A 12,885-nucleotide genomic window follows, 5' to 3' on the forward strand; every position below is an offset into this window, starting at 1 on the left:
ATCCTCTCAATCCAAACATGGCTCGTTTCCCACCTCGATCCTAGGCCCAAGGATTATAAAACCGTCCTTGATTGACAACGAAAAGAAGAAGGCTGAGGGCTAGTAGAAGGACGGATACCATGATTACAAGTTTGTCTAGTTTTCCGAAGGCTTGCTGGGTGTACCAGGTCCGCTTTTTGTTTTTCCCAAAGCGACGCAGCTCCATGGCCGTTGCGATAGTATTGATTCGCTCGAGCGAGCTGAAAATCAGGGGAATGACGATTTGCAGATTGCCCTTGACCCGCTTGCTAAGGGGAGCCTTTTTGGATAATTCTTGCCCACGCGCCTCTTGAGACATCTTGATGAGGTAAAATTCCTCCTGTAAATCTGGAATATACCGCAGGGTCAGACTGACCGCATAAGCAATCTTATAAGAAAGGCCGATTTGATTCAGACTGGAAGCAAATTGACTGGGATGGGTGGTCATGAGAAAGATCACCGCTAGGGGAATCGTTGAGAAATACTTGAGCAAAAGATTCAAGAGATAAAAGAGCTCCTGAAGCGTGAGATTATAAGCTCCCCAGCCTGTCCAGAGCAAATCCTTGGCTCCGTAAATTTCCACCCCATACTGAGGGGCAAAGAGATAGACCATGAGAATATTCAGCCCTGCAAAGGTTCCCGCAAAAGCCAAAACGAAAGAAATGTCTTTCAGCCGAATCTCAGACACTCGAAATAAAATCAGGGAAGCTAGCGCCACAAGAAGGAGGAAGCGCGTATCGTAGCTCATCATGGCTGCCACCGAAACCAGGATAAAAAAGATTAGTTTGCTAGCACCAGAAAGAGTATGGAGAAAAGTCTTTCCGGCATGGTAGCCAATCAATTTCTGTTGATTAAACATGACTTTCCTCCTTTTTTCGCATGTAAAATTGAGTCAGAGCTAGCGGATCCACTCCCAGCTTCTCAGCTAGGCTAAAAATCGATGTTTCCTTTAAATTGGCCGCTGCAATCAACTCATGATCGGACAGGACCTGAGCAGGCGACTGGTCTGCTAAAATCTGGCCGTCCACCACCACGATGGCCCGATCCGAATAATCCAGCATGAGCTGCATATCATGGGTAATCATGATAATCGTGTGCCCCTGCTGGTTTAGCTCATCGAGAAAGTCCATCATTTCTGTATAATGGCGCTGATCCTGACCAGCTGTTGGCTCATCCAAAAGGATAATCTCTGGATTCAGCACCAAAATAGAAGCAATGGTCACCCGCTTCTTCTGACCAAAAGACAGGGCTGAAATCGGCCAACTGCGGAATTCATAGAGACCGCAAGTTTTGAGAACAGCATGAACCCTTTCTTCAATTTCTACCTCTGCCAAACCACGCAACCGCAGTCCCAGAGCCACTTCATCTAAGATCATTGTGGTCGAAATCATCTGATTGGGATTTTGCAAGACATAGCCAATCCGCTCCGCTCGCTCCTTGATAGAGTCTCCCTTGATATCCTGTCCCTGCCAACGATACTCCCCTTCTGTATCAATAAAACGACAGAGAGTCTTGGCTAGAGTAGACTTGCCAGCACCATTTTTCCCAACGATGGCTATCCGCTCACCCTTGAAAATCTTCAGACTGATATCCTGCAAAATAGGTTGATTACTCTGATATGCAAAGGAAACATGATCGAGCTCTAAAAGAGCTTCGTGACGATTGTCAACCTGCTCTGCTTTTTGGTCGGTCAGATTCTGCGAAAGTCCTGTAAGTTCCAGCTTTGTTAAATCAGCCAGATGAGTCGCGCTTGCCACATCGAAACCAAGCTGCCGCAAGGCTGTGATATAGAGAGGTTCTCGAATCCCATTTTCCGCTAAAAGCTCTGTCTTGAGCAGATCATCCGGCGCGCCGTTAAAGAGGATTTGCCCATCATTGACAAGGACAACTCGGTCAACAGGTCGATAAAGAACGTCTTCCAAGCGATGTTCGATGATGATGGTCGTGGTCGCAGCTTCCCTGTGAATCTGATCAATCAAGTCAATCGTGTCCTGACCAGACTTGGGATCGAGATTAGCTAAAGGCTCATCAAACAGCAAAATTGGACTCTCATCGATCAAGACACCCGCTAGACTGACCCGCTGCTTCTGCCCACCAGACAAGTCTTGAGGACGATGGTCCAAAAGCTGCTCTAGGTCTAGTTGCTTCGCCCAACGGATGACTTTCTCCCGCATCAAGGGCAATTCCACCATATCATTTTCCAGAGCAAAGGCCAGATCCTCTGCTACACTGAGTCCGATAAACTGACCATCCGTGTCCTGCAAAACCGTGCTGACAAGATTTGACTTGTCATAAATACTGCTATCAAAGGCTGGCTGCCCCTTAATCAAGAGTTGGCCACTGGCCTGTCCCTTGTAAATATTGGGAATAATGCCGTTGAGACACTGACCTAAGGTTGACTTACCAGAGCCAGACGGCCCAATCAGCAGCACCTTTTCCCCTTCATAAATGGTCAGATTGATATGCTTCAAAGTTGGCTCCGACTGAGCCTGATATTGAAAACTAAAATCTTCAAATTGAATAATTGGTTTTTTCATGTTTTTCTATAAGGCCAGAGCGATCTGAATCGCCAGATTGGCCACCTTGTCTTTCTCGTCTAAGTCCGCGTGATTAGCCAGGTTGCGCATATCCCAAGCCTCCTCAGACAGATGATCCGCCGCATAAAAGAACTGGCAAACTTGAACGCCACGAAAGGCCGCCAGAGCTGCTACAGCCGAGCACTCCATATCCACACAGATAGCTCCCGCCTCTTTTCGCCTGCGCAGCTTGTCCGCAGTTTCTCGGAAAATACCGTCGGTCGTCCAAACCTTTCCCAAGCTATGGGAAATCCCTCGCTGTTCAAGGAAATTCACGAGAAAATCCTGCAAGCCGACATTGACCGCTATCTCCGAACTAGCCGGCTGGTAATGATAGCTAGTCCCCTCATCGCGCAAGGCTGCTGTCGGAATAATGACGGATGTTGCTTTGATATCCTCGTCCAGCACACCACAAGTCCCAAAGAGAACCAGCTTTCTCATACCAAAAGCAATCAAATCTTCCAGAATAGCCACACAAGCAGAAGCCCCAACTGGAGCGTTGAAAAGAGCTAGCTCCTGCCCATCCGCAAAAACCCGATAGATAGGAATTTCAATGTTAGCCATAGACGTCGTCGTAATCAACTCATGGTCAAAATCCGCCAACATTCGGGCAAAGGTCTCCCGAGCAAAGCAGGACACTGCCGTCTGAGGAAAGCCTTCAATAGGCTCTATCAAATCCTCTGGATTGATGATGGCCTTACGGTTTTGGTCAAACTCTTCAAGAATCATAAACTTCTTTTGTCCATTTCTTTAGCATAAAATAGCCAGTTAATCTCCACTGACTCTATCCTACTATTGTATCATAAAAAAGCAGGCTCCTGACTATCACCAGCATATTTTCTAGCTAGCCAAGGATATAGGCAGACTCTATAGCAAGGATGGGCTCAAGCGCATTTCAAAACAAAAAAATTGGGATAAAGCAACTGCCCCCATGCGCTAGATTAATATCTAGCTATCGGAGGGCAGTCAATCTGAACAAGAATTTTCACATAAAAAGATTATTTATCCATAATAGAAGCTGAAGCTAAACTGGCTGAGTCCAGTTTTGGCATGAACAAAGACTACAAAACAAACTCCTGGCAATCTTCAAAGAGAGCTTTCATTTGGGCAAAAGTCATAGCAGAAACAAGAACTTTCTCAGCATCAAATAATTGTGTCATATTTTCAGGAAGCTTGTCCAAAAAATCTGAATATGAAATTCTCTTGTAAATAAAGAATTTCTCCAGATTGTCCGGGTCTGCATCATCACATCCGACCAGATTACAGCACCAGCTAAGTTTTGATTCATCAATATATTCAGTATCTTCTGGTGCGAGAGTAGGTACGAGAGGAAGGATTGTATCAACACCAGCAGTTAGCGTATAGGTCCCTAAAATTTTTTCACTCTGCTCACTTCCATAAAATTTACTTTGAGCGTCATAGGCACCAATATACTGTCGAGTGGTGAAAAAATCACTATAACTCTGAGCAGGATTATCTGCCTTCAATAAACCTTCCACCAGATGTGGACTCAGGGCAAGCGTTCTCCGAATACCATCTTGATACACAAGCTCATAGCCTGATTTTAGAAAGTCCTCCAAGCCAAAAACTATGTCCTCTTGATAAGGGTAGTCCCAGACACTTGAACTGCTATATTCTCTACCATGTTCATCACGGATGCTTGTCCCCAAACGACTTGATAACTTAGAAATCAAAGTAAGGGTCTGAGACCAATCAGCAAGTCTTGAAGGAGTCAGAATCCGCACATTGTAAGTTTGTTGAGTCTTATCATATTCCAAGTCAATATAACGGCCTGACTTTGCAGGAACCCAGCATTTCAATAGAGCAAGCTTATCTAGTCCAAGGTACATAAACTCTTTCTGTATAGGGTGGGGTTCCAGTCCATCAACAAATCCAAGCAATTCACTGATTTTTAAAACTTTCTGAAATCCTAGAAACCCCCGTTTATTTGGAATAGAAAATGTAATACTCATAAAATAATGCCCCTACCATATTTTAACTATATTATAGCATAAATTGCTATGGGGAAAATTAGAATATGAAACAAGCTTTTCCATTTTTAATTCTTCATTTTGACATGGCAGTACAAATTACACAATCACTAAAAAAACAATCCGATCTCCTCAGATTGCTCTTTATTTACTAGAAAAAGGGTCTTGGTCAGCCTTGTTTTGCCACACGTATTCTGCTTTTTTAGCCAATTCTTCTGCCAAGTCCTGACCCCAGAAATTAGCCACAAAGCCTAAGGACATATCCATACCAGCCGAGACACCTGACGAAGTGTAGAACTTCCCATCTACGACCCAGCGTGCTTGATCTTGCCAAAGGACTTCTCTATCATGTGAAGCGACCCAAGACAAGGCAAGCTTGTTGCTAGTGGCTTTACGCCCCTTGAGTTGACCAATCTGAGCTAAAAGAGCTGCTCCTGTACAAATACTTAAGACCAACTCAGCTTGCTGGACAGCCTTTTCTAGCGAAGATAGGAAAATCTTATCCTCCACCATCTTTCTGACACCTTGACCACCAGGCAATAAGAGAAGAGAATTGGGAGGTAAGCTTTTAAAATTATCCGTCATGATTTGAAAACCTTGCCGACTAGAAATCAGACCACCATCAAGGGAGACATATTTCGTCTCTACATTGGGTAAAGTAGCTAAAAACTCTACTGGCCCCATCAAATCTAGGGTCTCAAAATCATCAAAGAGAAATGAAACCATCGTAATTGGTTGCTCTATTTTTAACATTGATCTCCTCTCATTTTCCATTGGTTCATAGCAGTCACTTATTCTACTTTCGATAACGCCCCAGTAGGAATAAAAGTACCACCAAACCAATAACAAAGAAGACGATCCCTAGAATCAGCTTAATTATAAAACCTACAAAATAGAATAAAAAGATTAAACCTAAAATAAATAGAAATAATAGAATTCCCATAAGATCACCTCTGGCTACTATTATACCTAAAATAACGAGATTGGGATAGTTTTTGCTTATTCTTAGCATATCATAGTAAGGCAAAACTCATTTTTTATACCAACAAGTCTAATAATCTTCTAGACTCTCAATTAACGGGATATCTAGTGCAAAAGTATATAAACATTTGTATTAAAAAAGAAGACAAGCCTGCTGAATCAAAATTTAGCTAGACTTTCTTCTTTATTATTTCTTTATTAAGTTTCAGACGATTGGCTCAACTCCTGATTGTAGGCCAAAGCTAGCTTAATCCAGTAAGACAGTTCTTTTTGTCCTTCGCCATCTAAATCAATATAGCCATGATAAAGCCTACCCTTCATTAAAGTCACGCTAGCACCATTTTTAGGCAGAACCTGCTTTTCCAATTCCTTACCGATGCGTACCATGACAAGCTCTTGACTTCTCGAACTCACAGTAACGGTCATCTTCCCTCGGACCATAAAAGCCAAGCCACCAAACATCTTCTTCTCTTCTACCTCTTCTTCAAAAACATGAGGAGGAAGTTCAGTAGCTAAAATGGCACGGACTTGCTGGGCTAAGGATTCACTATAAGCCATCCTTCTGCCTCATTTCATCACATCCCAGCCGATACCAAAACGGTCAATCAAGCGACCATAAAACTCTGCGAAAGCTTGTTCCTCTAAAGGATAGAGAATTTGCCCATCTTCAGCAAGCTTAGCAAAGAGCTCATCGGCTTCTTCTCTACTATCTGGACTCAGAACCAACCATTGATTGGGCTGATGATTGCTAGGAATAGATAGGTCATTAAAAACACCTACATCCTCACCATTCAGGGTCAAGTTTCCCGTATCTAAGGCAATCCAGGCAAGCTTATCCCGTTTTTCTGCGGGAAGGTTTGCTGGATCCATCATCTCACTGGCTCGTGCAAGTCCCTTTATCTCAGTCTGAAAAAGATCTGCATAAAAACGAAAAGCTTCTTCGGCCTGACCATTAAAACTTAAAAACACGTCTAATTTCATTATTGTTCCTCCAATTGTTTATAACTGAGAATAAATCTCTAGTATCAGTTTATCAATTAAGATAAAAATTTTCTTATTCTCAATTGCGCTTGTTTGGCTAGGGAACGCATGATTAAAACTGGAAGATTAACTGTAATAGGTGGATCGCTGGGCAAGGGCCTGCGCATGCTGATTTCCTCCTGATAGATGCTATCGCCTGAAAAAGTGAGAGACTCATCGCTGCCCCAGCGAAAGTTATGCTTTAAGACATAGTTTTTAGTTAGGCGTAAATCCTCCAGCAATTCACAAGCCAAAAGATAGTAGTGGCCATCGGGTACATTTTCAAAAGTAAACTGTCTCTCCTGACTAAGTGCTACTCCGATAACTGGCTCTTCTTTGGGAATGCGGGTTTTAAAAAGCCCGACACAGCTAATGCGTGGTTCATACCCCTCAGGATAAGATAGCGCCACTGTCAACCGATTGCCACTTTTACAGTCGGGATCCTGATGCAACAAAGCTCCCTTCTCATCCAGCTGTTTGACCATAAAATCATAAGCCTTGGTTGATTCCATGTAATATTTTTTAGGCGAAAGTCCAGTATGCCGCTTAAAAGTATTGGAAAAACTGCCTAAACTATCATAACCAGCTTCCATGGAGGTCTCCGTCACATTTTGCCGACCTTCCACAATCTCCTGAATCCCTTTTTCCATCTTAAGAGCTTCCATATATTGCTTGATAGAAAAGCCCATCTTTTTCTTGAAAGTTCTGGATAGATGGGAAGGACTATAGTGGAAATGCTGAGCCAAATCAGTCAGACTCAGCTCTTCATCTGCATGCTGACGAAGATAGGCTGCCACTTCTTCCATGATAGTTTTAGACATAGACTTGCTCCTTTCCCATTTATTTAAGCCCATTATATCACATCAAAAAGAAAGGACAAAAAATCAAAACCTGAATAAAGAAAAGCTAAGCTGCAAATAAATAATGAAAAACTTTAGACACTTGAAACATCTAAAGTTTTTTATCTTCACGATTAAATTACTGAGCTACCAGTGTTTCCAAGCTTTCTCCAATCGCAGCCAAACGCTCCATCACTTCTGCTTGGCTCAGGCCGTTTTCAGCCACATAACGGTTGCGAGGGTGAACACGGCATTCATGAGAGCAGCCACGGAGATACTTGTCTTCGTTTTCTTCAGAGGTCAGGATGCGGCGGTTACACTCTGGATTGCCACAGTTGACATAGCGCTCGCAAGGAGTACCGTCAAACCAGTCTTTCCCAATCACAACTGGATCAACATGGTTGATATCAACGGAGATACGCTCATCAAAGACATACATCTTACCGTCCCAAAGCTCACCTTGGACTTCTGGATCCTTGCCGTAAGTCGCGATACCACCATGAAGCTGACCGACATCCTTGTATCCTTCACGTACCATCCAGCCTGAGAATTTCTCACAACGAACACCACCGGTACAGTAAACAACCACGCGCTTGTCCATGAACTTCTCTTTATTATCACGCACCCATTGCGGCAATTCGCGGAAGTTGCGGATGTCTGGGCGAATGGCACCACGGAAATGTCCTAGATCGTACTCGTAATCGTTACGAGTGTCTAAGACAACAGTGTCTTCATCAAGAAGGGCTTCTTTGAACTCTTTTGGAGACAAGTAAGCACCCGTTGTTTCAAGTGGGTTGATGTCATTGTCAAAATCATTGTCTTCTAAGCCCAAGTGCACGATTTCTTTCTTGTAGCGAACAAACATTTTCTTGAAAGCTTGCTCATTTTCTTCGTCAATCTTGAACCAAAGATCTTCCATGCCCGGAAGGCTGTGCACATAATCAATGTATTTTTGAGTGGTTTCATAATCGCCAGAAACCGTTCCGTTGATTCCCTCATCTGCCACTAGAATACGGCCTTTCAGACCGATGGATTTACAGAAGGCCAGATGATCAGCTGCAAATTTCTCAGCATTCTCAATCGGAACATATTTGTAGTAAAGTAGGACGCGAATATCTTTTGCCATAAGATTTCAACTCTCATTTCTCTATAAATTTTCTGAATTTTTTAATTCATCTATTTATTATAACCTGATTGAAAAAACTGGGCAAAAAATTTGTTTGGAAAATAGCAGAGCTGGAATCTCTACGCAGAGAAGCAGATTAGCCCTCTTTCTCCAATTCTTCCAAATACTTCTCAAAGCGTTTTTTCTGCCATTTGTTTATATACTCCAAGAAAATATTGACCAGCAGCATCAAGGGAAGATGAATGCAAAATGTAACCAAAATGACCAAAAGAAACATGGGGTGAAAAATACTATTATGATAAATAGTATGATTGAGCTGAAAATTCTGGCAGGCAATCAAAAGAGTCAGAAATACTGTCGCAGCCAGCACACCCCAGATGGTCAGACTGAAACTATTGTAATAATTAGCCCCCAGATACTGAGCTCGACACATAAAATAAAAGCTGGTGATGAGAATCAGTACCAAGAAGGGCTGATAGTGAACGACTCCCCCATTCATAGCTACAGAACCCATATATAAAGCTAAACTACCACATAGCATGAGACTGAAACTCTCCATACCAGCTTTGTTGACCAGCTGCTCTTCCCGTTCGTCTAAAATTTGACGTTTAATAAGTTTCATTTTCATTTCAAGCTCCTATACTTCTACTCCAAAAATAGGGATTAACAACATAAGAATGGCAGGAAGTCCGTTATTTAACATGTGAACTGCAATACTGACTTCCAAGCGCCGAGTTCGATAAGCCAGCAAGGTCAAAATCACAGAAGCACCGCCATAAATCACAAAAGACATGATATTGGTTGGACCATGAAAAATCGCAAAAAGCAGTCCGCCTATGATGTAGCCCCAGCTTTCATAGCCTTTAAAGATTTTTAGAGGAATAATGCCGCGGAAAATAATTTCTTCTGCGATAGGCGCTAAAACTCCAAGCATGATGGACAATAAAACTATATCTCCTCTTCGGAACTCCTCCATCAGAGACGCCTGATTAGCCGTTGTCACTTCTCCATGCAGCCATCGGAGTAATACCGTCCCAAGGACAGATATGAGCAACATGCCTAAGAGGCCTAGAGCAATTCGCTTCCCATCTCCTTTTTGAAAGATTTTCCCAGACGGAAATAAAATTCCAGTTTTCTTTGCTACCACGACAAAGACCAGCCAGACCAGGAAAATCAGCAAAAGCCCAAGACCGATGGTCCACTGTTTGGGAAATTGATAAATGATTGCTATCTGCTGAAACAGCATAGGGAGGACATACAAGCCTAAGGCTAAGAAAGCGCAACTACCCCAGATCAATCGTTTCCACCAAGTCATTCTTCATCCTCCAATTCCTGATCGAGCTTTGCCTGACCTTTGCCGTTTAGGTAAAGACTGATCTTGTCCATGGTCAAGCTTCCAAGCATAAACAGTAGCATTGCAAGAGCCAGCTTGAGCAGATACAAAATGCTGAACATGCTGGCCAGACTTTCTCGCTGACCCAAGAAATCAATGCCTATAAGGATGAGAACGAAGACAATGCCACCGCCAAAACGCTCTGGCCATTTTTCCTCTCTCACCATATCGCGAACATCAACGCCTAGGCTTACGCGACGAAGCAAGGCATATAGACCTACTAGCGTAAGCAGAATACCCTCTGGCAGATAGGCCAGCAAGCTTAGATGGAGGATATAGGCTTTGAAAAATACAGAGATAGCCAAGAAGAGGAACATTCCTAGTACTAACTCTCCCGCAACTTTGCCGTCCAATTTTTCTGTTCGTTCATCTTTTATAACAGGCTGCTTCTTCATTTTCTTTCTCACTTTCTTATTTATAAGTTAAAGATTCATTGATTCTAATTCTCATCATTTTCTAGTTCTTGGTCCAATAAAACCTGTCTCTTCTGATAAAAATAATCGACCAACTGATCAAATATACTAGAAAAGGCAGTTATCAAAGCTACAATAAAAATAAATTGCAAGATTGGATGATGGCGAAAGAATGGTCGAAGAGCTGAATTTCCACTCCACATCTGAACAGCCACGATTACAATCGCTAAGATAGCTCCGTTAGCCAAACGACTTCTGAAACTCCTATGCCCAATAGATGGCTTGTCGCGTCTGATGTCAAGGCCCAACTGCCAGCTACGAATGCCAGCATAGATTTCCATAGCCAAAATAATCAGAATTTCTGGTAAGTAGCCTTCTACTGGCACATGCCAAATCATGATTTTGATAAAAATAGAGATAAGGAGCCAGATAATCGCAAAAAATGCAACTTCATTTCCTAATTTTCGCTCAAGTTGTAAAGTCCGCTCGTCTGTATAGACTTTTTGTGGTTTGTCCTTCATTTTCTTTCTCACTTTCTTCCTATTCTTCCCAAAACAACTGATCCAGCGTTTTATTGAGACATTTGCAAATGGCCAAGCATAGACTGAGACTGGGATTGTACTTGCCTGCCTCAATCAGGCCAATGGTCTGACGAGTCACACCAATAGCATCAGCCAAGTCTCCTTGGGTCATGTCATGCTCAGCCCTTGCCATTTTTAACCTAAGATTTTTTGCCATGGCCACCATCCTTTTCGTATTTCTTTTGCTCACCTACGGCATAGAAAGTACAGCAAAGGGCGACATTACTAAAAGCAAGTATGATAAAGGTTTGATTTTTCTGAATCGTGCCAACAACTGGTAGAACTATCGCCGATACAAGACAGATAAGCAGGACACTTACTTTCTTATTCATATCTGCGCTCCTTTCATCTTCATAAGTACATTATACAATATATTTTAAATAATGCAATATATAAATTACATTTTGTTTTTTATTTTGTACAAAAAAAGATTGGGACTTTCCCAATCTTTAATTATCTAATTTGATTAATCTTTCTTAAGGCTGCCTGAGCGAGTCTGAGTACGGGCGTAGGCTAGTAAGAGCAGGGTTCCTGCTACGGCAACTGTCACTCCATTGGACAGAGTTGCTACAAAGCCTTGCACAAAGACCTTATTGACTGGCTCGCTATAAATCAAGATATCGCCAATCGGAGCGATCAAGAGCCAGACAAAAGCATTGGCCAAAAGCTGGAAGATATTGAAGTTGACGATGTCCTTCACTTCAAAAACACCTTCTGCTGCACGAATGCGATTTTTAAACAAACCAAGAATGAAACCAAAGAAGGCACTAGCGATAATCCATGACCACCAGAGACCGTAGCCAGCCATAGCGTCTTTGATAATGTGGCCGATCAAGCCCATCAGGAAGCCAACAAAGGGACCAAAAACGACACTGAAGAGGGCCTGAACCGCATATTGCAGCTGAATACTGGTATTTGGGACAGGTGTTGGAATGCTAATCATTCCGATAACTACAAAAAGTGCAGCTCCAATCCCCGTTGCAACGACTTCTTTAATGGTAAACTTTGTATCTAAAAACTTCTTTTTCATAATATTCTCCTTTAATTCTCTATACGTTTAATCTCAATATGCCATTGAGCACCGACACCGACATTGTAGGCCTTGGCAAAGGAACCTTGGTTGATAGCCAAGCCCACTCGATAGAGGGAATTGATGTACAAAATCGGCTGACCAATGCGGACATCCGCAAAGGACTTGCCATAGGTCACTTGGTTTTGATAAACCAGCATGTCATTGTTGTAGATAGTGACTTCAAAACGGTCGCCAAAGTTTGGCTCCAAGGTGCAGAATTCCTCGCGCGTAATCGAAGTCCAAAGCGAGCCAAAGCGAACATCCAAAATATCAATGGCTCCACTGACCAAATTATCTGCTATCCGTGTTTCGACAACAGGGATTTCAACAATTTCTTCGACACTCAACTCTGGGCCAACTTCCTCAAAACTAATATGGCCGCTAGCTAGCTTGGCACCCGTGTAGGCATAGACATCTCGCCCGTGGAAGGTATAAGAATGCTCGGTATTCTTGCGGCGATTTTCCACTTCTGAAATCTCACGAATAGCTACGATACCGACATGCTGTTTGATAAAGGACAGAGTACCATTATCAGGTGTCACGATATATTGGTTTTTGCTGGTCTTAGCAACTACGCTTTTCCGCTTGGAACCCACTCCCGGATCCACGACTGAAACAAAAGTTGTTCCCTCTGGCCAATAATCTACCGTTTGAAAGAGACGGTAACTGCCCTCAAAAATATTGTAAGGGGTGATGTCATGGGTCAAATGATGGATTTTCAGCGTTGGTGATTCCTCCAAAGCCACTCCAATCATAGCCGACACTGCTCCATCTACCAGACCGAAGTCCGACTGCAGCACTAATATATTGTTCATCTTATTCCTCCCAGGCCTTGAGCCTGATATTCTCCAAGTCTTCTAATCTTACCAAAATTA

General features: G+C 42.8%; 16 protein-coding genes and 2 pseudogenes. All 18 read right to left on the reverse strand.

The features are described 5' to 3' along the window. Positions 1-40 precede the first annotated feature (40 nt). The gene (locus HMPREF9960_RS05895) at positions 41-877 is read right to left on the reverse strand and encodes an energy-coupling factor transporter transmembrane component T family protein (protein WP_005591828.1); all 837 of its coding nucleotides are present in this window, start codon (positions 875-877) and stop codon (positions 41-43) included. Continuing rightward, positions 870-1,673, reverse strand: a pseudogene (locus HMPREF9960_RS11125) (energy-coupling factor ABC transporter ATP-binding protein); the annotation flags it as partial. The pseudogene HMPREF9960_RS11125 and the gene HMPREF9960_RS05895, both read right to left, overlap by 8 nt. Before the next feature lie 27 nt (positions 1,674-1,700). Continuing rightward, a pseudogene (locus HMPREF9960_RS11130) lies at positions 1,701-2,555 on the reverse strand (ATP-binding cassette domain-containing protein); the annotation flags it as partial. Between the two features lie 6 nt (positions 2,556-2,561). Continuing rightward, complete coding sequence (locus HMPREF9960_RS05905) at positions 2,562-3,323, reverse strand: nucleoside phosphorylase (RefSeq protein WP_005591826.1); 762 nt, start codon at positions 3,321-3,323, stop codon at positions 2,562-2,564. A gap of 332 nt (positions 3,324-3,655) precedes the next feature. Then, a complete protein-coding gene (locus HMPREF9960_RS05910; protein ID WP_005591825.1) occupies positions 3,656-4,567 on the reverse strand; it encodes a DUF4299 family protein in 912 nt (303 codons plus the stop codon). Positions 4,568-4,729: 162 nt separating this feature from the next. After that, the gene (locus tag HMPREF9960_RS05915) at positions 4,730-5,338 is read right to left on the reverse strand and encodes a DJ-1/PfpI family protein (protein WP_005592293.1); all 609 of its coding nucleotides are present in this window, start codon (positions 5,336-5,338) and stop codon (positions 4,730-4,732) included. Between the two features lie 426 nt (positions 5,339-5,764). Then, positions 5,765-6,124: a TfoX/Sxy family protein gene (locus HMPREF9960_RS05925; RefSeq protein WP_005591822.1), complete on the reverse strand. Its 360-nt coding sequence runs from the start codon at positions 6,122-6,124 to the stop codon at positions 5,765-5,767. Positions 6,125-6,133: 9 nt separating this feature from the next. Next, complete coding sequence (locus HMPREF9960_RS05930) at positions 6,134-6,547, reverse strand: VOC family protein (protein ID WP_005591821.1); 414 nt, start codon at positions 6,545-6,547, stop codon at positions 6,134-6,136. 56 nt (positions 6,548-6,603) lie between these two features. Beyond that, positions 6,604-7,407, reverse strand: a complete 804-nt coding sequence (locus HMPREF9960_RS05935) for a helix-turn-helix transcriptional regulator (RefSeq protein ID WP_005592268.1) — start codon at positions 7,405-7,407, stop codon at positions 6,604-6,606. A gap of 157 nt (positions 7,408-7,564) precedes the next feature. Then, entirely contained in the window at positions 7,565-8,551 is a 987-nt protein-coding gene (gene trhO / locus HMPREF9960_RS05940; RefSeq protein ID WP_005591819.1) for an oxygen-dependent tRNA uridine(34) hydroxylase TrhO, read from the reverse strand. 136 nt (positions 8,552-8,687) lie between these two features. Further along, on the reverse strand, positions 8,688-9,179 hold the full coding sequence (locus tag HMPREF9960_RS05945) for a DUF6773 family protein (RefSeq protein WP_005591818.1): 492 nt from the start codon (positions 9,177-9,179) through the stop codon (positions 8,688-8,690). Positions 9,180-9,188: 9 nt separating this feature from the next. Continuing rightward, positions 9,189-9,866: a CPBP family intramembrane glutamic endopeptidase gene (locus HMPREF9960_RS05950; protein ID WP_005591817.1), complete on the reverse strand. Its 678-nt coding sequence runs from the start codon at positions 9,864-9,866 to the stop codon at positions 9,189-9,191. After that, entirely contained in the window at positions 9,863-10,339 is a 477-nt protein-coding gene (locus tag HMPREF9960_RS05955; RefSeq protein ID WP_005591816.1) for a DUF6773 family protein, read from the reverse strand. The genes HMPREF9960_RS05950 and HMPREF9960_RS05955 overlap by 4 nt, the downstream gene beginning before the upstream one ends. 44 nt (positions 10,340-10,383) lie before the next feature. After that, the gene (locus HMPREF9960_RS05960) at positions 10,384-10,878 is read right to left on the reverse strand and encodes a DUF6773 family protein (protein WP_005591815.1); all 495 of its coding nucleotides are present in this window, start codon (positions 10,876-10,878) and stop codon (positions 10,384-10,386) included. A gap of 19 nt (positions 10,879-10,897) precedes the next feature. Next, positions 10,898-11,095, reverse strand: coding sequence for a helix-turn-helix transcriptional regulator (locus HMPREF9960_RS05965; protein WP_005591814.1), 198 nt, complete (start codon positions 11,093-11,095; stop codon positions 10,898-10,900). Then, positions 11,079-11,270 (reverse strand): hypothetical protein, encoded by a 192-nt coding sequence (locus HMPREF9960_RS05970; protein WP_005591813.1) that lies wholly within the window; start codon positions 11,268-11,270, stop codon positions 11,079-11,081. Before HMPREF9960_RS05970 ends, HMPREF9960_RS05965 begins: the two co-directional genes overlap by 17 nt. Before the next feature lie 134 nt (positions 11,271-11,404). Beyond that, positions 11,405-11,968 (reverse strand): ECF-type riboflavin transporter substrate-binding protein, encoded by a 564-nt coding sequence (locus HMPREF9960_RS05975; protein WP_005591812.1) that lies wholly within the window; start codon positions 11,966-11,968, stop codon positions 11,405-11,407. Between the two features lie 11 nt (positions 11,969-11,979). Then, positions 11,980-12,825 (reverse strand): SAM hydrolase/SAM-dependent halogenase family protein, encoded by an 846-nt coding sequence (locus HMPREF9960_RS05980; protein ID WP_005591811.1) that lies wholly within the window; start codon positions 12,823-12,825, stop codon positions 11,980-11,982. Between the last annotated feature and the right edge of the window lie 60 nt (positions 12,826-12,885).

This window comes from Streptococcus cristatus ATCC 51100, from assembly GCF_000222765.1.
GTDB lineage: Bacteria > Bacillota > Bacilli > Lactobacillales > Streptococcaceae > Streptococcus > Streptococcus cristatus.

What these genes read in the sequence shown, in the direction of transcription:
- HMPREF9960_RS05895 (WP_005591828.1), bottom strand. Translation starts at nt 877, where the DNA reads ATGTTTAATCAACAGAAATTGATTGGCTACCATGCCGGAAAGACTTTT.
- HMPREF9960_RS05905 (WP_005591826.1), bottom strand. Translation starts at nt 3,323, where the DNA reads ATGATTCTTGAAGAGTTTGACCAAAACCGTAAGGCCATCATCAATCCA.
- HMPREF9960_RS05910 (WP_005591825.1), bottom strand. Translation starts at nt 4,567, where the DNA reads ATGAGTATTACATTTTCTATTCCAAATAAACGGGGGTTTCTAGGATTT.
- HMPREF9960_RS05915 (WP_005592293.1), bottom strand. Translation starts at nt 5,338, where the DNA reads ATGTTAAAAATAGAGCAACCAATTACGATGGTTTCATTTCTCTTTGAT.
- HMPREF9960_RS05925 (WP_005591822.1), bottom strand. Translation starts at nt 6,124, where the DNA reads ATGGCTTATAGTGAATCCTTAGCCCAGCAAGTCCGTGCCATTTTAGCT.
- HMPREF9960_RS05930 (WP_005591821.1), bottom strand. Translation starts at nt 6,547, where the DNA reads ATGAAATTAGACGTGTTTTTAAGTTTTAATGGTCAGGCCGAAGAAGCT.
- HMPREF9960_RS05935 (WP_005592268.1), bottom strand. Translation starts at nt 7,407, where the DNA reads ATGTCTAAAACTATCATGGAAGAAGTGGCAGCCTATCTTCGTCAGCAT.
- trhO (WP_005591819.1), bottom strand. Translation starts at nt 8,551, where the DNA reads ATGGCAAAAGATATTCGCGTCCTACTTTACTACAAATATGTTCCGATT.
- HMPREF9960_RS05945 (WP_005591818.1), bottom strand. Translation starts at nt 9,179, where the DNA reads ATGAAAATGAAACTTATTAAACGTCAAATTTTAGACGAACGGGAAGAG.
- HMPREF9960_RS05950 (WP_005591817.1), bottom strand. Translation starts at nt 9,866, where the DNA reads ATGACTTGGTGGAAACGATTGATCTGGGGTAGTTGCGCTTTCTTAGCC.
- HMPREF9960_RS05955 (WP_005591816.1), bottom strand. Translation starts at nt 10,339, where the DNA reads ATGAAGAAGCAGCCTGTTATAAAAGATGAACGAACAGAAAAATTGGAC.
- HMPREF9960_RS05960 (WP_005591815.1), bottom strand. Translation starts at nt 10,878, where the DNA reads ATGAAGGACAAACCACAAAAAGTCTATACAGACGAGCGGACTTTACAA.
- HMPREF9960_RS05965 (WP_005591814.1), bottom strand. Translation starts at nt 11,095, where the DNA reads ATGGCAAAAAATCTTAGGTTAAAAATGGCAAGGGCTGAGCATGACATG.
- HMPREF9960_RS05970 (WP_005591813.1), bottom strand. Translation starts at nt 11,270, where the DNA reads ATGAATAAGAAAGTAAGTGTCCTGCTTATCTGTCTTGTATCGGCGATA.
- HMPREF9960_RS05975 (WP_005591812.1), bottom strand. Translation starts at nt 11,968, where the DNA reads ATGAAAAAGAAGTTTTTAGATACAAAGTTTACCATTAAAGAAGTCGTT.
- HMPREF9960_RS05980 (WP_005591811.1), bottom strand. Translation starts at nt 12,825, where the DNA reads ATGAACAATATATTAGTGCTGCAGTCGGACTTCGGTCTGGTAGATGGA.